General features: G+C 70.4%; 13 protein-coding genes. 6 read left to right on the top strand and 7 right to left on the bottom strand.

Annotated elements, in window-relative coordinates; all coding sequences use genetic code 11:
* Positions 1–1,452, bottom strand: a complete 1,452-nt coding sequence (gene iaaH / locus AC1M14_RS02230; protein ID WP_479730876.1) for an indoleacetamide hydrolase — start codon at positions 1,450–1,452, stop codon at positions 1–3.
* Between the two features lie 92 nt (positions 1,453–1,544).
* Positions 1,545–2,315 (bottom strand): class I SAM-dependent methyltransferase, encoded by a 771-nt coding sequence (locus tag AC1M14_RS02235; RefSeq protein WP_479730877.1) that lies wholly within the window; start codon positions 2,313–2,315, stop codon positions 1,545–1,547.
* Between the two features lie 82 nt (positions 2,316–2,397).
* On the opposite strand from AC1M14_RS02235, the gene AC1M14_RS02240 reads away from it, so the two are divergent.
* Entirely contained in the window at positions 2,398–3,228 is an 831-nt protein-coding gene (locus AC1M14_RS02240; protein WP_102773302.1) for a helix-turn-helix transcriptional regulator, read from the top strand.
* Between the two features lie 115 nt (positions 3,229–3,343).
* Here the strand turns inward: AC1M14_RS02240 and mutY are convergent, their stop codons facing one another.
* A complete protein-coding gene (gene mutY / locus AC1M14_RS02245; RefSeq protein WP_168202192.1) occupies positions 3,344–4,417 on the bottom strand; it encodes an A/G-specific adenine glycosylase in 1,074 nt (357 codons plus the stop codon).
* A gap of 93 nt (positions 4,418–4,510) precedes the next feature.
* Between mutY and AC1M14_RS02250 the strand changes: the two genes are divergently transcribed.
* Positions 4,511–8,125: an indolepyruvate ferredoxin oxidoreductase family protein gene (locus AC1M14_RS02250; RefSeq protein WP_479730878.1), complete on the top strand. Its 3,615-nt coding sequence runs from the start codon at positions 4,511–4,513 to the stop codon at positions 8,123–8,125.
* Between the two features lie 11 nt (positions 8,126–8,136).
* Here the strand turns inward: AC1M14_RS02250 and ppc are convergent, their stop codons facing one another.
* On the bottom strand, positions 8,137–10,986 hold the full coding sequence (gene ppc, locus AC1M14_RS02255) for a phosphoenolpyruvate carboxylase (protein ID WP_102773305.1): 2,850 nt from the start codon (positions 10,984–10,986) through the stop codon (positions 8,137–8,139).
* 205 nt (positions 10,987–11,191) lie between these two features.
* Between ppc and queC the strand changes: the two genes are divergently transcribed.
* Positions 11,192–11,911, top strand: a complete 720-nt coding sequence (gene queC, locus AC1M14_RS02260) for a 7-cyano-7-deazaguanine synthase QueC (RefSeq protein WP_102773306.1) — start codon at positions 11,192–11,194, stop codon at positions 11,909–11,911.
* A 16-nt stretch (positions 11,912–11,927) separates the two neighbouring features.
* Here the strand turns inward: queC and AC1M14_RS02265 are convergent, their stop codons facing one another.
* Positions 11,928–13,118, bottom strand: coding sequence for an MFS transporter (locus AC1M14_RS02265; protein ID WP_102773307.1), 1,191 nt, complete (start codon positions 13,116–13,118; stop codon positions 11,928–11,930).
* On the bottom strand, positions 13,115–13,660 hold the full coding sequence (locus tag AC1M14_RS02270) for an N-acetyltransferase family protein (RefSeq protein WP_479731776.1): 546 nt from the start codon (positions 13,658–13,660) through the stop codon (positions 13,115–13,117). Before AC1M14_RS02270 ends, AC1M14_RS02265 begins: the two co-directional genes overlap by 4 nt.
* A 107-nt stretch (positions 13,661–13,767) precedes the next feature.
* Between AC1M14_RS02270 and AC1M14_RS02275 the strand changes: the two genes are divergently transcribed.
* On the top strand, positions 13,768–14,658 hold the full coding sequence (locus AC1M14_RS02275) for a LysR family transcriptional regulator (protein WP_102773309.1): 891 nt from the start codon (positions 13,768–13,770) through the stop codon (positions 14,656–14,658).
* Here AC1M14_RS02275 and AC1M14_RS02280 read toward each other — a convergent pair.
* Positions 14,579–15,643, bottom strand: a complete 1,065-nt coding sequence (locus AC1M14_RS02280; RefSeq protein WP_111826044.1) for a 2-isopropylmalate synthase — start codon at positions 15,641–15,643, stop codon at positions 14,579–14,581. The two genes, AC1M14_RS02275 and AC1M14_RS02280, sit on opposite strands and share 80 nt — an antisense overlap.
* Positions 15,644–15,756: 113 nt before the next feature.
* On the opposite strand from AC1M14_RS02280, the gene AC1M14_RS02285 reads away from it, so the two are divergent.
* Positions 15,757–16,560 (top strand): AraC family transcriptional regulator, encoded by an 804-nt coding sequence (locus AC1M14_RS02285; protein ID WP_479730879.1) that lies wholly within the window; start codon positions 15,757–15,759, stop codon positions 16,558–16,560.
* A 107-nt stretch (positions 16,561–16,667) separates the two neighbouring features.
* Positions 16,668–18,530, top strand: a complete 1,863-nt coding sequence (ilvD, locus tag AC1M14_RS02290; RefSeq protein WP_479730880.1) for a dihydroxy-acid dehydratase — start codon at positions 16,668–16,670, stop codon at positions 18,528–18,530.
* The last annotated feature ends 399 nt before the right edge of the window (positions 18,531–18,929 follow it).

The raw sequence follows: 18,929 nt of genomic DNA on the forward strand, positions 1-18,929 counted from the left end.
TCAGCGCGCAGGCCCCGCCAGCCTTCCCAACACCGCCTCCAGCGTCATCCCGATCGCCAATATCTTGCGATCCTCGCCCGGCAGCCCGTCGATCTCCAGCCCCACCGGCAGGCCCTGCGCCGACAGGCCCGCCGGCACGCTCAGTCCGGGCAGGCCGGCGTTGCTGCCGGGGTCCACGTTGCGCGCCAGCCGGCTGAAGTTCTCCAGGCTGCTGGCCTCGGGCGTGGCGGCCATGGGCAGCACGGGCGAAGTCGGAAACAGCAGCGCGTCCAGCGCGTGCTGCTGGAACGCGCGGCGGTAGACCTCGATGAGTTCGCCGCGGTGCACGGCCATGGCGCGTTCGTACAGCGGCTGCAGCGGCAGCATCTCGCCGGCGGGCGTGGGCAGCACGCCGGGCATGACCAGGCCGTCGAAGATGGCCTTGACGTCGGGGCTGGCGATCTGCGCCACCACCTGCTCCATGCTCAGGCCCGTGCCATAACGCCGCAGGTAGTCCGCCAGGTCCGTTTTCTGTTCGTACAGGCACACCGGCATGCCGACCGCGGCGTTGCTTTCCTGCAGGCCCGGCATGTCCAGCTCCACCAGCTGCGCGCCGGCGGCGCGCAGCCGGGCCAGGGCGGCGTCCATGACCGCCTGCACCGGCGGCTCCAGGTCTTTCCAGAAATACGCGCACAGGCCCAGCCGCAGCCCGGCGGCGGGCGGCGCGGCCAGCGGCCGGTCGTCGCCGGCCAGCACCGCGTCCAGCAGCGCCACGTCTTCCATGCTGTTGGCGATAGGCCCCGGCGTGTCGCGGGTGTGCGAGATCGGCGTGATGCCGGCGCCGTCGTAGCGTTCCACCGTGGGCCGGAACCCGACGGCGCCGTTGAGCGCGGCCGGCAGCCGTACCGAGGCCCCGGTGTCGGTGCCCAGGGCCGCCGGCGCCAGGCGCGCGCCGACCGCCGCGCCGCTGCCCGAGGACGAACCGCCGGCGATGCGGCCGGCGTCGTAGGCGTTGCGCGTGCCTGCGCCGTGCGCGCCGGGAAACGCGGGGTTGTAGCCCGAGACCCCGAACGCCAGCTCGTGCATATGCGTCTTGCCGACGATCACCGCGCCGGCCTCGCGCAGCCGGCGCACCACCGGCGCGTCCTCGGCCGGGCGGAAATCCTTGAGCGCGGGCGTGCCCGCCGTATTGGGCAGGCCGGCGACGTGGATGTTGTCCTTGATGGCGATGGGCACCCCGTCCAGCGGGCCGGCGCTCCGGCCAGCCCGGGCGCGCGCCGCGTCGCGGGCCGCGGCCTGGGCCAGCGCGCCTTCGCGGTCCACGGTGATGAAAGCGTTCAGGTCCTGGCGGGCGGCGATGCGGTCCAGGCAGGACTGGGTCAGCGCCACGCTGGTCAGGGCGCCCTGGCGGATCAGCGCCGCGGCCTGCGCAACGGTCAGGTCGGGCGAGGGCTGTCTGGAGGAGTCGGTCATGGGGCTTCCTTGCGGCACGGATTGAAAGGTCATCCGTATCTATACAAGGTCGGCGCGGCGGCTGTCGAGTCCGCCGCGCGGCCGGCCCCGCTTCAGCCCGGTTTCTTCACCACGATGGTGGCGGTGTCGCTGGTGAAAGACCCGTCTTCCTGCACCTCGTAGTGCGTGCGCACCACGTCCGGCGCGATGCCGAACATGTGGCGCAGCGCCGCCACCAGCGTGTTCGGCGTGCGCATGCGCGCCACCCAGGACTGGAATTCCAGCGGCAGGCGGCGCGGCGTCAGGCCCTGCAGCGTGAAGCCGGCTTCGGTCAGCATGCGGGTCCACTCGGCCACCGAGTAATCGCGCACGTGCGAGGTGTCGCGCAGCACCTCGATGGTCTGCAGCCAGGTGTCGAGCAGCGGCTCGCCCGGCGAGACCACGTCGGCGAACACGGCGGTGCCGCCGGGCTTGAGCACGCGCAGCGCCTCGCGCAGGCCGCGTCCGGCGTCCTGCCAGTGGTGGGTGGAATAGCGCGACATCACCAGGTCGAACTCGCCGTCGCCGAAGGGCAAATGCTCGGCCTTGCCCTGACAGGTGGCGAGATTGGCCAGCCCGCGTTTGGCGGCTTCGCCGGCGACCACGTCCAGCATCTGCTGCGACAGGTCGTAGGCGGTGACGTGGGCGACCCGCGGCGCGACGTGAAAGCTCACGTGGCCGCCGCCGCAGCCCAGGTCCAGCAGCCGGGCGCCGGGGTGGCGGGCGGCGATCTCGGCCATCTGCAGCAGGTCCTCGCCCTGGGCGTGAACGGCGCTGGTGAGGTAGGCGGCGGCGCGGGGGCTGAACTGGCGGTCGACGGCGGCGTCGTGCGTGCTGGCGGTCATGGGCGTCCTTGGTGGGAAATGGGGTGCAGGCGCTAAGATAGGCGCGCTCCCATACACGTACAAGTCCATTGCTGATCCTGGTATGACTACTTCCCCCCAGGCCGGAACCGCCGGCCATGAAGGTTCCCGCGTGCGCCGCCAGGCGCTGGGTGAGTTCGTGCGCAGCGCCCGCTCGCGCATCACGCCGCAGATGGCCGGCCTGCCCGAAGGCATGCGCCGCCGCACGCCCGGCCTGCGGCGCGAAGAGGTCGCCCAGCTGTGCGGCATCAGCGTGACCTGGTACACCTGGATCGAGCAGGGCCGGGAGGTCTCGGTATCGCCCTCGGTCTGGTCGCGCATCGCCGGCGTGCTGCAGCTGGCGCGCGCCGAGCGCGCCTACCTGTTCGACCTGGCCGACTGCGCCGACCCCCAGCACGCGCGCGACGACGGCGGCGTGCCCGGGCCTTTGCAGGAATGCGTCAACGCCATCAACGCGCCGGCCTATGTGCTGGACCGCGCCTGGAACGTGCTGGCCTACAACGAGCCGCTGCGCGACCTGTTCGACGACTGGCCGCGGCGCGACGCCGAACCCAATCTGCTGCGCTACATCTTCCTGGACCCGGCCGCGCGCGAACTGGTGGTGGACTGGGACCAGCGCGCCCGGCGCGTTGTGGCCGAATTCCGCGCCGACGCGGGCGCGCACCTGGACGAGCCGGTGGTGCTGGGGCTGCTGGACGAACTGGGCCGGCAAAGCCCGGTGTTCGCGCACTGGTGGACGCGCCACGCGGTGGTCGAGCGCGAAGGGGGGCTGCGCGAATTCCAGCACCCGCGGCGCGGCAAGCTGGCCTACCAGCAGATCACGTTCCGCCTGGCCACGCACCCGGACCTGAAGCTGGTGATGTTACTGGGGGGAGGGGCGGCTGATGTTGCCTGATGGGTTTCGCGCACCCATCCTACGTGCCAGGGTCCCCATGCGTAGGATGGGTGCAGCGCGAGATTTTTTGCACAAGAACCCAGACATCAAGCGCGCGTAACCCATCTGGACCGCGCTACCCATCCCTGAACAACCCCTCCTGCATCCCCGCCTCCACCAGCCCCAGCAACAGCTTCTTCACCGGCGCCGGCAAGGCCACTGTGGCCAGCTGATCCGCGGGCACCCAGCGTTGCGGCGCGGCGTCTTCGCGGATGCCGGCCGCGCGCACCGGCACCAGCCACGGCTTGATATGCAGGCGGTAGTGCGTGAACGTATGGGCGAACGCCGCCAGCTCGAAGCGTTCTTCCGGCTCCAGGCCCAGCGCGCGCGAGGCGCTGTCGGGGTCTTGCGCGGCGTCGAATTCGGGCAGGCTCCACAGCCCGCCCCAGATGCCCGGCTCGGGCCGCTGCTGCAGCAGGAATGCGCCCTGGTGGCGCAGCACCAGCATACAGGTCTCGCGTTCGGGAATGGCCTTGCGCGCCTTGGGCGTGGGCAGTTCGGCCTGGCGGCCTTCGCGCCGGGCCACGCAGCTGTCGGCCACCGGACACTTGTCGCAGGCCGGCTTGCCGCGGGTGCAGAGCGTGGCGCCCAGGTCCATCAGTCCTTGCGTGTAGGCGGCCATGTCCAGGTCGGGCGCGGCCTCGACCTGGGCCTCGGCCAGCGCCCACAGGCGCTGCTCGATTTCGCGCCGCGCCGGATCGCCGGCGATGCCGAAGTGGCGGGTGAATACGCGCTTGACGTTGCCGTCCAGGATGGGCGAGCGCTCGCCGTAGGCGAACGCCGCGATCGCCGCGGCGGTGGAGCGGCCGATGCCCGGCAGCGTGGCGATGCCTTCGGCGGTGGGCGGAAAGCGGCCGTTCCAGTCGCGCACGATTTCCTGCGCGCAGCGATGCAGATTGCGGGCGCGGGCGTAATAACCCAGCCCGGCCCAGTAAGGCATCACGTCTTCCTGGGCGGCCGCGGCCAGCGCCGCCACGTCCGGAAAGCGCTGCAGGAAGCGCTCGTAATACGGGATCACGGTGGCGACCTGGGTCTGCTGCAGCATGATCTCTGACAGCCAGATGCGATAAGGGTCGCGCGTGTTCTGCCAGGGCAGATCATGGCGGCCATGCCGGCGTTGCCAGGCGACGATACGTGAGGCGAAGTCCATGGCGGCAATTATCGCATCGCCCTATTGCCGGGGGTGGGGGGAGCGGTTACAACCGGGAAGGGAATGCCGGACTTCACTGCTCACGGAGTGGACATGAATGCCCCTGTTTCGCCTGACCTGCGCGCGGCGCTTGAATCGGTCCAGTTGGACGACAAGTACATCCTGGAGTCCGGGCGTGCCTGGATGAGCGGTATCCATGCCCTGGTGCGCCTGCCCATGATGCAGCGCATGCGCGACCAGCAGGCGGGGCTGAACACGGCGGGCTTCGTGTCCGGCTACCGCGGCTCGCCGCTGGGCGGGGTGGACCAGAACATGTGGAAGGCGGCCGCGCACCTGAAGGCCCGCCACATCGAATTCCAGCCCGGCGTCAACGAAGACCTGGCGGCCACCGCCGTATGGGGCTCGCAGCAGGTCAACCTGTTTCCCGGCGCCAAATACGACGGCGTCTTCGGCATGTGGTACGGCAAGGGCCCCGGCGTGGATCGCTGCGGCGACGTGTTCAAGCACGCCAACGCGGCCGGCACCGCGCGCCACGGCGGCGTGCTGGTGGTGGCGGGCGACGACCACCCGGCCAAGTCCTCGACGCTGCCGCACCAGAGCGACCACATCCTCAAGGCCTGCATGATTCCGGTGCTGTTTCCGGCCAGCGTCCAGGAGGTGCTGGACTACGGCCTGCACGGCTGGGCGATGAGCCGCTACGCCGGCGTGTGGGTGGGCATGAAATGCATCACCGACATCGTCGAGGTCTCGGCCTCGGTGGACGTCGATCCGCAGCGCGTGCGGATCAGGCTGCCCGAGGATTTCCGGCTGCCGGCCGACGGCCTGAACATCCGGCTGGGCGACACGCCGCTGCAGCAGGAGGCGCGCCTGCTGGACTACAAGCTCTATGCCGCGCTGGCCTATGCGCGCGCCAACGGCCTGAACCGCGAACTCTGGGAGGTGCCGCAGCGCGACGCGCGCTTCGGCATCATGACCTCGGGCAAGGCCTACCTGGACACGCGCCAGGCGCTGTCCGACCTGGGCCTGACCGAAGACGCGTGCCGGCGTATCGGTCTGCGGCTCTTCAAGGTGGGCATGGTGTGGCCGCTGGAATCCACCGGTACGCAGCGTTTCGCCGAAGGCCTGGACGAGATCCTGGTGATCGAGGAAAAGCGCCAGGTGCTGGAATACCAGCTGAAGGAAGAGCTGTTCAGCTGGCTCGGCAGCGGCAAGAAGATTCCGCGCGTGGTGGGCAAGTTCGACGACAAGGACGGCGGCGAATGGTCGGTGCCGCAGGGCAACTGGCTGCTGCCGGCGCATTACGAGTTCTCGCCCGCCATGGTCGCGCGCGCCATCGCCTCGCGCCTGCTGCGCTTCGACCTGCCGGCGGACGTGCGCGCCGGCATCGAGGCGCGCCTGGCCTTCATCGCCGAGCGCGAGCGGGCGCTGGCGCGCCCGCGCGTGGTCGAGGAGCGCAAGCCCTGGTTCTGTTCGGGCTGTCCGCACAACACCTCGACCCGCCTGCCGGAAGGCTCGCGCGGGATGGCGGGCATAGGCTGCCACTACATGGTCAGATGGATGGGCCGCAGCACCGATGTGTTCACGCAGATGGGCGGCGAGGGCGTGCCCTGGGTGGGCCAGGCGCCGTTCACCGAAGAAAAGCACGTGTTCGCCAACCTGGGCGACGGCACGTATTTCCATTCCGGCCTGCTGGCGATACGCGCGGCGGTGGCGGCCAAGGCGCCCATCACCTACAAGATCCTGTTCAACGACGCCGTGGCCATGACCGGCGGGCAGCCTGTCGACGGCCCGCTCAGCGTGCCCATGATCAGTCGCCAGGTGGCGGCCGAGGGCATCGAGAAAATCGTGATCGTCACGGACGACACGGACAAGTATCGCGGCATGCAGGGCCTGGCGCCGGGCGCGCCGGTGCGCCACCGCGACGAGCTGGACGCCGTGATGCGCGAGCTGCGCGAGTATCCGGGCGTGTCGGTGCTGATCTACGACCAGACCTGTGCCACCGAGAAGCGCCGCCGCCGCAAGCGCAACGCCTATCCCGACCCGGCGCGCCGCGTCGTCATCAACGAGCGCGTGTGCGAAGGCTGCGGCGACTGTTCGCAGCAGTCGCACTGCCTGTCGGTGGAGCCGCTGGAAACCGAGTTCGGCCGCAAGCGCCGGATCAACCAGTCCAGCTGCAACAAGGATTTTTCCTGTCTGAAGGGCTTTTGTCCCAGCTTCGTGACGGTGGAGGGCGGCCGGCTGAAGCGGCCGCAGGCGCTGGCGCAGGACGGCGATATCGACGCCGGCATCGCGCCGCCCGCCGCGCATGCGCTCGATCGGCCATACGGCGTGTTCATCGCCGGCGTGGGCGGCACCGGCGTGGTCACCATCGGCCAGCTGCTGGGCATGGCGGCCCATATCGAGGGCAAGGGCTGTTCGGTGCTGGACATGGCCGGCCTGGCGCAAAAGGGCGGCGCGGTGTATTCGCACGTGGTGCTGGCGCGCACGCCGGACGATCTGCTCAACACGCGGGTCGCGATGGGCGAGGCCGACCTGCTGCTGGCCGGCGACCTGGTGGTGGCCACCAGCATGGAATCCATGGCGCGGCTGGCGCCGGGGCGCACGCGGGTGCTGCTCAACGGCGACACCGCGCCCACCGCGGCCTTCGTCGCCAATCCCGACTGGACGCTGCCGGGCGCCAACCTCACCGCCGACCTGCAGGCCGCCTGCGGCAAGGACAACCTCGACCGCGTGGACGCCGCCGCGCTGGCCGTGGGCCTGCTGGGCGACGCCATCTACGCCAATCCGCTGATGATGGGCTACGCCTACCAGAAGGGCTGGATACCGCTGTCGCGGGAAGCGCTGCTGCGGGCCATCGAACTCAACGGCCAGCAGGTGCCGAACAATATCGCGGCCTTCGCCTGGGGCCGGCGCGCGGCGCGCGATCCGGCGGGCGTGAACCGCCTGCTGGCCGAAGGCGGCGCGCGCCCGGCGCTGCCCGAAGGCATCATCGAACTGAAGCGCCCGCGCAAGGCCAGCCCCGTGGTGGAACTGAAAAAACCCGCCGACGAACTGGAGCGGCTGGTGGCGGTGCGCAAGGCCTTCCTGACCGACTACCAGCACGCGGCCTACGCCCGGCAGTACACGGATCTGGTGGACAAGGTGGCGCACGCCGAGCGCGAGGCCACCGGCACCAACCGGCTGGCGCTGGCGGTGGCGCGCGGCTATTTCAAGCTCATGGCCTACAAGGACGAGTACGAAGTGGCGCGGCTGTACACGGACGGCGAATTCCTCAAGCGCGTGGGCGAGCAGTTCGAAGGCGGCTGGAAGCTGCGCTTTCACCTGGCGCCGCCGCTGTTCGCGCGGCGCGACGCGGCCGGGCATCTGATCAAGCGCAGCTACGGCCCCGGCATGTTGCGGGTGTTCCGCCTGCTGGCCGCGATGCGCCGGCTGCGCGGGACCCGGTTCGATCCGTTCGGCTACACCGCCGAGCGCCGCGCCGAACGCGAGCTGATCCGCGAATACCGCGAGACGCTGACCGCCATCCTGGGCAAGCTCAATCGCGGCAACCTGGATCGCGCCGTGGCGCTGGCCAGCCTGCCGCTGGAGATCCGCGGCTACGGCCACGTGAAAGAGGCCGCGGCCGAGAAAGCCGCGGCCCGCAGGGAGGCCTTGCTGAAGGAGTTCAGCGCCACCGTGGTGCCCATCGGCGGCACGCGGGTGGCCTGAGCCCGTGCGCCTTAACCCGAGTTGCGCAGCCCGGCGGCGATGCCGTTGATGGTCAGGTGGATGGCGCGCTGCACCCGGATGTCGACCTCGGCGTCCGGGTGCTTCTGCGCGGCGCGGTGGCGGCGGATCACCTCGATCTGCAGGTAGTTCAGCGGGTCGATGTAGGCGAAGCGCTCGCGCAGCGAAGCCTGCAGCGTGGGGTTGTCGGCCAGCAGCTCGCGCCGGGTCAGCAGCTTGAGCATGGCCAGCGTGCGGCCATGCTCGGCGCTGATGGCGCCGAAGATGCGTTCGCGCCGGCCGCGCTGCGGCACCAGCTGCGCGTAGCGGGCCGCGATCGCCAGGTCGGACTTGGCCAGCACCATTTCCATGTTCGACAGCATGGTGCGAAACGCCGGCCAGTCCTGCGCCATTTCGCGCAGCTGCGCCAGGCGGCTGCGGCGCGAGCGCGGCGCGCCGGGAGCGCCGGTTTCCAGATAGGCCTCGATGGCCGAGCCCATGCCGTACCAGCCGGTGAGCATCAGGCGGCATTGCGCCCACGAGAAGCCCCAGGGGATGGCGCGCAGGTCGTCGATGCGCTGGCCCTTCTTGCGCGAGGCCGGGCGCGAGCCGATGTTCAGGCCCGCGATCTCGCTGACCGGCGTGGCGGCGAAGAAGTAATCGGCGAAACCCGGCGTTTCGTAGACCAGGCCGCGGTAGGTGCGCTGCGCGGTGTCCGACATGAACGACATGGCCGGGCCGTAGTGCGCCATGTGCGCGTCCTCGGCGCTGGTGGCCTCGGCGCGCGGCGCCAGGCTGGATTCCAGCGTGGCGGCGACCAGCAGTTCCAGGTGCCAGCGGCCGACTTCGGCGTCCTTGTACTTGCTCTGGATGACCTCGCCCTGTTCGGTCAGGCGGATCTGGCCGGCGACGGTGCCCGGCGGCTGCGCCAGGATGGCGTCGAAGCTGGAGCCGCCGCCGCGTCCCACCGAGCCGCCGCGGCCGTGGAACAGGCGCAGGCGCACGTTGCGCGCCGAGAACACCTCGACCAGCTCGCGCTCGGCCTGGTAGAGCGACCAGTTCGACGTCAGGAAGCCGCCGTCCTTGTTGCTGTCCGAGTAGCCCAGCATGACTTCCTGCGCGCCGTTCTGCGCCAGTTTCACGCGCTGGCGGATCTCGGGCAGGTCGAGCCAGGCCGCCATGATGGCCGCGCCGCGCTGCAGGTCGGGTATGGTCTCGAAGAGCGGCACCACCATCAGGCCGTCCTCGGGTTCGATGTCCTGGCCGGCCGGCGCGATCAGGCCGGCTTCCTTCTGCAGCACCATCACTTCGAGCAGGTCGCTCAGCGTTTCGGTGTGCGAAACAATGGTCTGGCGCACGGCCTGCTTGCCGTAGCGCGCCCGGCCGGCGGCGGCGGCGCGCAGCACGGCCAGCTCGCGCGTGGAGTCTTCGCTGTAGGCGATCCAGGGCGAGGCCAGCGGGCGCGCCTGCGCCAGTTCGGCGCGCAGCAGCGCCACGCGTTCGTCCTCGTCCAGCTTCAGGTAGTCCAGCGGCTTGCCGTCGCGCTGCGTGCCGGCGCGCGCGAACAGCTCGGCCAGCACGCGTTCGTGCACGTCGGAGCTCTGGCGCAGGTCCACCGTGGCCAGGTGGAAGCCGAAGACTTCCACGGCCTGCTGCAGGCCGGCCAGGCGCAGCTTGCCGATGGGCGCGCCGTGGTGGGCGGCCAGCGAGGCCGCGATCACGGCGAGGTCGGCGGACAGTTCCTGCGGCGTTTCATAGGCGGGCGCGGCCACGGTGCTGCGCCGCGCCAGGTCCTGGCCCGTCAGGCGCTGCGCGGTGGCGGCCAGCCGCGCGTACACGCCGATCAGCGCGCGGCGGTAGGGTTCGTCGCGGCGGTGCGGCGAGTCGTCGCCGCTGGCCTCGGCCAGCGCCAGCAGCTCGGCGTCGGCCGCGATCAGCAGCGTGGTGGCCGACAGTTCCGCGCCCAGCGCGTGCACTTCCTGCAGGTAATGCTCGAACAGCACGGTGGCCTGGCGCAGCAGCGCGCGCTCCAGCGTGCCGGCGTCCACGTTCGGATTGCCGTCGCGGTCGCCGCCGATCCAGCTGCCCATGCGCAGGAACGGCTCCAGCGGCGCGGGCGGGGCGGCGAAGGGCTTGGCCGGTTCGCGGTTCAGCAGCTTGGACAGGTCCGCGTACAGACGCGGGATGACCTGCAGGAAGGTGCTGCGGTAGTACGACAGCGCGTTCTCGATTTCGTCGGCGACCGTCAGCCGCGTATAGCGCAACATGCGGGTCTGCCACAGCGTGGCCACGCGGCCCAGCAGCGCCGCGTCCAGGTCGGCGCGCTCTTCGGGGGTGAGCGTGCCGTCGCGCTGCGCCAGCGCGGCGGCGATTTCGCGATGCACGTCCAGCGTGCTCTTGCGCTGCACCTCGGTGGGGTGCGCCGTCAGCACCGGCATCACGCAGGCTTCGGCCAGCAGGCGGCGGATGCGCGCCGGGCTCACGCCCTGGCCGGCCAGCACCTGCACCGCTTCGCGCAGGCTGCCGCGCGCCGGCGCGTCGTCGGCGATGGCGCGGGCGCGCTGGCGGCGGTTCTGGTCGCGGTCTTCGGCGATGTTGTACAGGTGCAGGAAATAACTGAAGGCGCGCGCGACCGAGTTCGGGTCGCTGCCTTGCAGGCGCTTGACGCGCTGCTCCAGCAGCTTGCCGTCGGCGTCGTTGCCTTCGCGGCGGAACTTCACGGCCGTGCGGCGCAGGGTTTCGATCGTGTCGAAGACGCGCTTGCCTTCGCACTCCTCGATGACGGCTCCCAGTAATCGGCCTAACAGCCGGATGTCGTGACGCAAGGGTTCTGCTGAATCGGACTGCTGGCGGATGGCATTCATCGGGTAGGGATCCGTCGGGCTGCTGGAGGGAAAGGAGGGGGGAAAGCGGCGTTGCGGGTGAAACCAGAAAATGAAACCTCGTCGATTTTACGCAGGCTTTGCTTACGGCAAGCGCCCGCGGCTGCGTTAAAGTTCGCTAAGCGGAATCGATTTGCGGCAAAAGCCGCTGCGGTTCGTTAGTCATTCCCAAAGCCCCATTTCGTTTATGCAAAACCACCAACGTCGCGCGCTCGTCCTGTTTTCGGGCGGCCAGGATTCCACCACCTGCCTGGCCTGGGCGCTGGACCGCTATGCCCATGTGGAAACCGTGGCGTTCGATTACGGGCAGCGCCATCACATCGAGCTGTCGGCGCGCCTGAACGTGCTGCGCGAGATCCGCGAGAACTTTCCCGACTGGGCGCCGCGGCTGGGCGAGGACCATCTGCTGGACCTGAAGGTGCTGGGCCAGGTGGGCGACACGGCCATGACCAGCGACCGCGCCATCGAGATGCAGGCCAACGGCCTGCCCAACACCTTCGTGCCGGGGCGCAACCTGCTGTTCCTGACCCTGGCCGCCGCGCTGGGCTACCGGCGCCAGCTCGACGTGCTGGTCGGCGGCATGTGCGAAACGGATTTCTCCGGCTATCCCGATTGCCGCGACGACACCATCAAGGCGCAGCAGGTGGCGCTGGGCCTGGGCCTGGGTTCGCGGGTCACGATCGAGACGCCGCTGATGTGGATCGACAAGTCCGAGACCTGGGCGCTGGCGCACCAGCTGGGCGGCGACGCGCTGGTGGAGATCGTCGTCGAGCAAAGCCACACCTGCTACCTGGGCGAGCGCGGCGCGCGCCACGACTGGGGCTACGGCTGCGGCGACTGCCCGGCCTGCAAGCTGCGCAAGATCGGCTGGGAGAAATGGGTGGTGGCGTCCGCCGCCGAAGGCTGAACCCGGCGGCGCCCGGTCACGCGGCGGCCGCGCGCACCCGCCCGATGAACTTCCAGCGCAAGGCCAGCGCGGCCGCGCAGATGGCCGCGGCCAGGCCGACCGACATCGCCATCGCGCCGCGCGCGCCGTAGCCGGCGACCAGATAGGCGTAGGCCACCGGCGCGGTGGCCGTCAGCAGAAAGCTGGGAATGAGCAGCGCGCCCACCAAGCTGCCGTAGCTGCGGAAGTCGAACAGCGCCAGCGGCAGCGTGCCGCGCGTGATGGTCATCAGGCCGTTGCAGGCGCCATACAGCAGGGCGTAGGCCGCGCTGGCGTAGAGATTGCCGCCGGACAGCAGCGCCAGCAGAAAACACAGGGGCAGCATCGCGCCCACCGCCAGGGTCAGGGTCAGCGGATGCAGGCGCGAGCCCAGCGCCACGTCGGCCAGGCGCGCGGCGAACTGGCCCACGCCCCACAAGGCGGCCACGCTGACGGCCGCGGCCGCGGCCAGGCCCAGGCCGGACAGCAGCGCGATCAGATGCGCGGCGTTGCCGGCCGCCAGGAAGTTGGTCAGCATGGCGATGGTGGCGTACAGCACGCCCGCCATGCGGCGCTCGGCCGGGCTGCGCGTCAGGCCGGCGGCGGCGCGGTCTTTGGCGCCCGCGGGCGCGGCATAGCGCGTGCGCGGCAGCGCCAGGTACAGCGGCAGCGTGGCCAGGGCCAGCGCGCCGTAGGCCAGCACCGCGCCGCGCCAGCCCAGCCAGCCCGACAGCGCATGGCCCGCCGGCCACATCACGGTGGAGGCCAGGCCGCCGAACAGCGTGATCTGCGACATGGGCCGGCGCGCCGTGGGGCCGGCCGCCCGCGCCAGCGACGCGAACGCCGCGTCGTACAGGCACAGCCGCATGCCGACGCCCAGCACGATCCAGGCCAGGTAGTACAGCGCCAGGCCGTGCGCGGCCGCCAGCGCCGCGCAGCCCAGCGCGGCGATCACGGCGCCGGCAGGCATGACGCGGTGCCCGCCCCAGCGGTCGACGGCCATGCCGGCCAGCGGCGACAGCATCGCCATGGTCACGATGGCGGCCGAGAAGCCGCCGTAGACGACGGCGGCGCTCCAGCCCAGATCGGCCTGCATGGCCGGGCCCAGGGCGCCTATCAGGTAATACGTCACGCCCCAGCCGACCAGTTGCGTCAGGCCCAGGCAGACGATGGCGCGCGGCGCGATCACGGCCGCTGCGGCGGCGTCGCGTCGCCCTCGCCCAGCGCGCGCTGCATCAGCACGGTGTCGCGCCATTGCCCGTGCTTGTGGCCCACGGCGCGCAGCGTGCCGACCGGGTGGAAGCCCTGGCTGGCGTGCAGCGCGAGCGAGGCGGCGTTGCGGCTGTCGCCGACCACGGCCAGCATCTGGCGCCAGCCGCCGGCGGTGCAGCGGGCGATCAGTTCGGCCAGCAGCTTGCCGCCGATGCCCAGGCCGACGCGGCCTGCTTTCACGTAGACGGAATCCTCCACCGTGTGGCGGTAGGCCGGGCGCGGGCGGTAGGGCGTGGCGTAGGCGTAGCCCACGATCTCGCCGGCGATCTCGGCCACCAGGTGGGGCATGCCCTGTTCCAGCACCGCGGCGCGGCGCTGGCGCATTTCCTCGATGGACGGCGGCTCCAGCTCGAACGAAGCCGTGCCGTGCTGCACGTGATGGGCGTAGATGGCCTTGATGGCCGGCAGGTCGGCGGGCGCGCTGTCGCGGATGAGGACGGTGGCGGAGGTGGGCGGCATGGAAAGGGAAGGCTGGGGGTTCGAGCCGCCAGTGTCGCGCATGCCTGATCATTAATAAAGCTTTGGTCTATTATGATTTTTATAAGTAAAACTTTGGATGGCGGCGTATGCGAGGCCTCAACCTGGACCAGTTGCGCACCTTCGCGCTGGTGATCGAAACCGGCAGTTTTTCCGCCGCCGCCGAACGCAGCGGCGTGACCCAGCCCGCCGTCAGCCTGCAGATCCGCCAGCTGGAACGGCGCTTCGGCCTGAAGCTGGTCGAGCGCGTCGGCCGGCGCGCCGGGCCGACCGCGGCCGGCATGGAGCTGCTGGCGCACGTGCGCACCATCGACGCGGCGCTGGCCCAGGCCGAACTCGCCATGACGGCGCACGCCTCCCAGGTCGCCGGCCGCATCCGGCTGGGCACCGGGGCCACGGCCTGCACCTATCTGCTGCCGCCGCTGCTGGCCGATCTGCGGCGGCGCTTTCCGGCGCTGGACATCGTGGTCAGCACCGGCAACACGGCCGACATGCTGCGCGGCCTGGAGACCAACACGCTGGACATCGGGTTGGTGACGCTGCCGGCGCCGGGGCGCATGTTCCAGGTGACGCCGGTGCTGGAGGACGAGTTCGTGGCGATTTTTCCCGCCGGCGATCCGGCCATGATCCCGGCCGCCGCCACGCCGCAGGCGCTGGCGCGGCTGCCGCTGGTGTTGTTCGAGCCGGGCGCGCGCACCCGGCGGCTGGTGGACGACTGGTTCGAGGCCGCCGGCGTGGCCGCCAAGCCCGTGATGGAGCTGGGCAGCACCGAGGCCATGAAGGAGATCGTCGGCGCCGGCCTGGGCTGCGCCATCCTGCCCGGGCTGGCGGTGTCCGGCGCGGGCAGGCGCGCGGCGCTCGAAGTCCGGCCGCTGGCGCCGCGCCTGGCGCGCGGCCTGGCTATCGTGCTGCGCCGGGACAAGCCGCTGGGCCGGGGCCTGCGGCATCTGCAGGAGTCGCTGCTGGCGTTGCGTGGGTGAACGCGTAGGGGTGGAACACGTCCACCGGCAGCTGGTTGCAGGCCTCGACGCAGGCGCGCACCCCGGCCATGTCGGAGAAGTCCAGCCCGCTGCGCACGCCATGCAGGTCCAGGTTCATGGCCAGCGTCACCAGGTCCACGTTGCCGGTGCGTTCGCCGTTGCCGAACAGGCAGCCCTCGACCCGTTGCGCGCCGGCCAGCACCGCCAGTTCGGCCGAGGCCACGGCGGTGCCGCGGTCGTTGTGCGGGTGCACGCTGAGCACGATGCTGTCGCGGCGCGCCAGGTGGCGGTGCATCCATTCGATCTGGTCGGCGTAGACGTTGGCCGTGGTGCATTCCACCGTGGACGGCAGGTTGACGATCATCTTGTGTTCGGGCGTGGGGCCCCACTCGGCGCTGACCGCATCGCAGATCTCCAGCGCGAAATCCAGCTCGGCCAGGCTGAAGGTCTCGGGCGAATATTCGTAGATCCAATGGGTTTCGGGGCGGGCGTCGGCCAGCGCGCGGATCTGGCGAGTGCCGGCCAGCGCGATCTCCTTGATCTCGGCGCGGCTCATGCCGAACACGATGCGGCGCCATTGCGGCGCGATGGGCGCGTACAGGTGCACGATGGCGCGCCTGGCGCCGCGCAGCGAATCGAAGGTGCGCTCGATCAGGTCGGGGCGCGACTGGGTCAGCACCTCGATGGTGACGTCGTCGGGGATGCGGCGTTCCTCGATCAGCTGGCGCACGAAGTTGAAGTCGGTGTCCGAGGCCGACGGAAACGCCACTTCGATTTCCTTCAGGCCCACGGCCACCAGCTGTTCGAAGCAGCGCAGCTTGCGCGCCGCGTCCATCGGTTCGATCAGGGCCTGGTTGCCGTCGCGCATGTCGGTGCTCATCCAGACCGGCGGCGCCGTCAGGCGGCGCGACGGCCAGCGGCGTTCGGCGTAGTCGCGGGTGAAGGGCTGGACGGGGCGGTACTTGTGTTGGGGCTGTTCGAGCATGGAATCCTCCGGCCGCGGGCGCGGCGCATGTCGCGTGTAGGGATGCGAGGATGGTAGGTACACTGGGAAAGACCGTCTAACGCCACTCTGGCCATAACCATCGCAAAATAGACATGCCCCCGACCGCCCGCAAGCCCGCAGACCTGGACCTGTTTCCCTACGAGGCCTCGTCCCGCCCCGTGGCCGGCCTGGCCGTGGACTACGAGGACGGCCACCGCATCCGCCGCCACCGCCACCGCCGCGCGCAGCTGGTGTACGCGATTTCGGGCGTGATGGTGGTGGATACGCCGGCCGGGATCTGGGTGGTGCCGCCCACGCGCGGGGTCTGGGTGCCGGCCTGGATGCCGCACGGCATCCGCATGAGCGGCGAGCCGCGCATGCGCACCGTGTTCGTCGAGCCGGGCGCGGCCGCGCACCTGCCGCAGGCGTGCTGCGTGCTGTCGATCTCGCCGCTGCTGCGCGAACTGATGGCGGCGGCCGCCGAGGTGCCGCTGGACTGGGAGCCGGACACGCGCGACGGCCGCCTGATGATGCTGCTGCTCGACGAGCTGCGCCAGGAGCCGGTGTTGCCCCTGCACCTGCCGCAGCCGTCCGAGCCTCGGCTGGCGCGCATCTGCCGCGCCATCGTGCGCCACCCGGAGCGCCAGGACGGCGCGGCCGACTGGGCGCGCGAGCTGGGGGTGGACCCCAAGACCGTGCACCGCCTGTTCCTGCGGCACACGGGCATGACCTTCGGGCGCTGGCGCCAGCAGGCGCGCCTGCTGGCGGCGATGGAGCGGCTGGCCCGCGGCGAGCGCGTGCTGGAAGTGGCGCTGGACCTGGGCTACGAAAGCCCCAGCGCGTTCGCGGCCATGTTCCGCAAGGCCGTGGGCGAGCCGCCCAGCGCTTTCGCGGCGCGCAGAAAGCCGTCCGCCTGACGGCCGCGCGGGCCGCGCGGCGGCCCCGGCCGAGCGGGCGGGCCGGGAACCAGCGTATTATTTAACGTTTTGCCGCCTACGCTAACAGAACCCGCCAGAGACAAATCATGCCGCACTACCGTTCCCGCACCTCGACCCACGGCCGCAACATGGCCGGCGCCCGCGCCCTGTGGCGCGCCACCGGCATGAAGGACGGCGACTTCGGCAAGCCCATCATCGCCGTGGTGAATTCGTTCACCCAGTTCGTGCCGGGCCACGTGCACCTGCGCGACCTGGGCGCGCTGGTCGCCAAGGAAATCGAGGCCGCGGGCGGCGTCGCCAAGGAATTCAACACCATCGCCGTGGACGACGGCATCGCCATGGGCCACGGCGGCATGCTGTATTCGCTGCCCTCGCGCGAACTGATCGCCGACTCGGTCGAATACATGGTCAACGCGCATTGCGCCGACGCCATGGTCTGCATCTCCAACTGCGACAAGATCACCCCGGGAATGCTGATGGCCGCGATGCGCCTGAACATCCCGGTCGTGTTCGTGTCCGGCGGCCCGATGGAAGCGGGCAAGGTCAAGTCGCCCACCGACGGCAAGGTCGTCGCCAAGATCGACCTGATCGACGCCATGATCAAGGCGGCCGACCCCAACGTGTCGGACGCGGACGTGGCCGAAGTGGAACGCAGCGCCTGCCCGACCTGCGGCTCCTGTTCCGGCATGTTCACGGCCAACTCCATGAACTGCCTGACCGAGGCCATCGGCCTGGCGCTGCCGGGCAACGGCACCATCGTGGCCACGCACGCCTGGCGCCGCGGCCTGTTCGAGCAGGCCGGCCGTCTGATCGTGGACCTGTGCCGCCGCTATTACCAGGAAGAGGACGTCTCGGTCCTGCCGCGCAGCATCGCCACCAAGAGCGCGTTCCAGAACGCGATGGCGCTGGACGTGGCGATGGGCGGCTCCACCAATACGGTGCTGCACCTGCTGGCCGCGGCGCAGGAAGCCGGCGTGGACTTCACCATGGCCGACATCGACCGCATTTCGCGCAAGGTGCCGTGCCTGTGCAAGGCCGCGCCCGCGACCGACAAGTACCACATCGAGGACGTGCACCGCGCCGGCGGCATCCTGGGCATCCTGGGCGAGCTGGCGCGCGCCGACCTGCTGGACCTGTCCTGCGGCAACGTGCACAGCGGCACGCTGGGCGCAGCCATCGCCAAGTGGGACGTGAACGGCGGCGCGGGCGAAGAGGCGCAGAAGTTCTACCGCGCGGCGCCCGGCGGCATCCCGACCACGGTGGCGTTCAGCCAGGACGCGACGTTCCTGACGCTGGACCTCGACCGCAAGACGGGCTGCATCCGCAGCAAGGAAGACGCGTATTCCAAGGACGGCGGCCTGGCGGTGCTGTACGGCAATCTGGCCGAGAAGGGCTGCATCGTGAAGACGGCCGGCGTGGACGAGTCGCAATGGGTCTTCACCGGCCGGGCGCGCGTGTTCGAAAGCCAGGACGCGGCGGTCGAGGGCATTCTGGGCGACCAGGTGGTTCCGGGCGACGTGGTGGTGATCCGCTACGAAGGTCCGAAGGGCGGGCCGGGGATGCAGGAGATGCTGTATCCGACCTCGTATCTGAAGTCCAAGGGGCTGGGCAAGAGTTGCGCGCTGTTCACGGACGGGCGTTTCTCGGGCGGCTCTTCGGGGCTGGTGATCGGGCATGCTTCGCCGGAGGCGGCGGAAGGCGGCACGATCGGGCTGGTGGAAGAAGGCGACGTGATCGAGATCGATATTCCGAATCGCCGGATTCATCTGGCGGTGTCCGATGAAGCGCTGGCGCGCCGGCGGGCGGAGATGGACGCGCGGGTCGACGGGTGGGAGCCTGTGGGGCGGGAGCGCGTGGTTTCGCAGGCTTTGCAGGCTTATGCGGCGTTGGCGACTTCGGCGGATCGCGGGGCGGTTCGTGATCTGTCCCAGTTGAAGCAGAAAAAGTGATCTTCTGATCGTTGCTCTGGTTTCTTGATCTCGGCGCCATTTTTTGGCGCCGTTTTTTTATTTGGCGGGTGGTTCTTTATAGGTCGCCCGACGGCGTGGGTGGCGTGGCTGCTCGCGCCCACGATTGCGGTCCGGAGCGTTCGCTCCGGACTGCCCCTTCGTCATCCTCGTCCGCCTTCGGCTCCCTACGGATTCCCTCGGGCGCATCGAGGTTGCTCGCAGCCACGCCACCCACGCCGCCGGGCTGCCGCCGTCTTGGCTTGCCGCGCTGTTGGAGCCGGGTTCAGTGGCGATTCTTGCAATGCCCGCCGAGTTTGGCCGCCCGGGCGGCCAAACTCGGCATACAGGGTTTCCTGCGTCGTGACGGTGTGCGCTGGCGCGCTTGCGTAGGCTCACCGG

The sequence above is a fragment of the Achromobacter sp. SX5 genome (genome assembly GCF_056711425.1).

Bases quoted from the DNA above. Each gene is read 5' to 3' on its own strand.
- AC1M14_RS02270 (WP_479731776.1), bottom strand. From the start codon at position 13,660: ATGCCGCCCACCTCCGCCACCGTCCTCATCCGCGACAGCGCGCCCGCC.
- ilvD (WP_479730880.1), top strand. From the start codon at position 16,668: ATGCCGCACTACCGTTCCCGCACCTCGACCCACGGCCGCAACATGGCC.
- mutY (WP_168202192.1), bottom strand. From the start codon at position 4,417: ATGGACTTCGCCTCACGTATCGTCGCCTGGCAACGCCGGCATGGCCGC.
- AC1M14_RS02275 (WP_102773309.1), top strand. From the start codon at position 13,768: ATGCGAGGCCTCAACCTGGACCAGTTGCGCACCTTCGCGCTGGTGATC.
- AC1M14_RS02280 (WP_111826044.1), bottom strand. From the start codon at position 15,643: ATGCTCGAACAGCCCCAACACAAGTACCGCCCCGTCCAGCCCTTCACC.
- AC1M14_RS02240 (WP_102773302.1), top strand. From the start codon at position 2,398: ATGACTACTTCCCCCCAGGCCGGAACCGCCGGCCATGAAGGTTCCCGC.
- AC1M14_RS02250 (WP_479730878.1), top strand. From the start codon at position 4,511: ATGAATGCCCCTGTTTCGCCTGACCTGCGCGCGGCGCTTGAATCGGTC.
- AC1M14_RS02235 (WP_479730877.1), bottom strand. From the start codon at position 2,315: ATGACCGCCAGCACGCACGACGCCGCCGTCGACCGCCAGTTCAGCCCC.
- ppc (WP_102773305.1), bottom strand. From the start codon at position 10,986: ATGAATGCCATCCGCCAGCAGTCCGATTCAGCAGAACCCTTGCGTCAC.
- AC1M14_RS02285 (WP_479730879.1), top strand. From the start codon at position 15,757: ATGCCCCCGACCGCCCGCAAGCCCGCAGACCTGGACCTGTTTCCCTAC.
- iaaH (WP_479730876.1), bottom strand. From the start codon at position 1,452: ATGACCGACTCCTCCAGACAGCCCTCGCCCGACCTGACCGTTGCGCAG.
- queC (WP_102773306.1), top strand. From the start codon at position 11,192: ATGCAAAACCACCAACGTCGCGCGCTCGTCCTGTTTTCGGGCGGCCAG.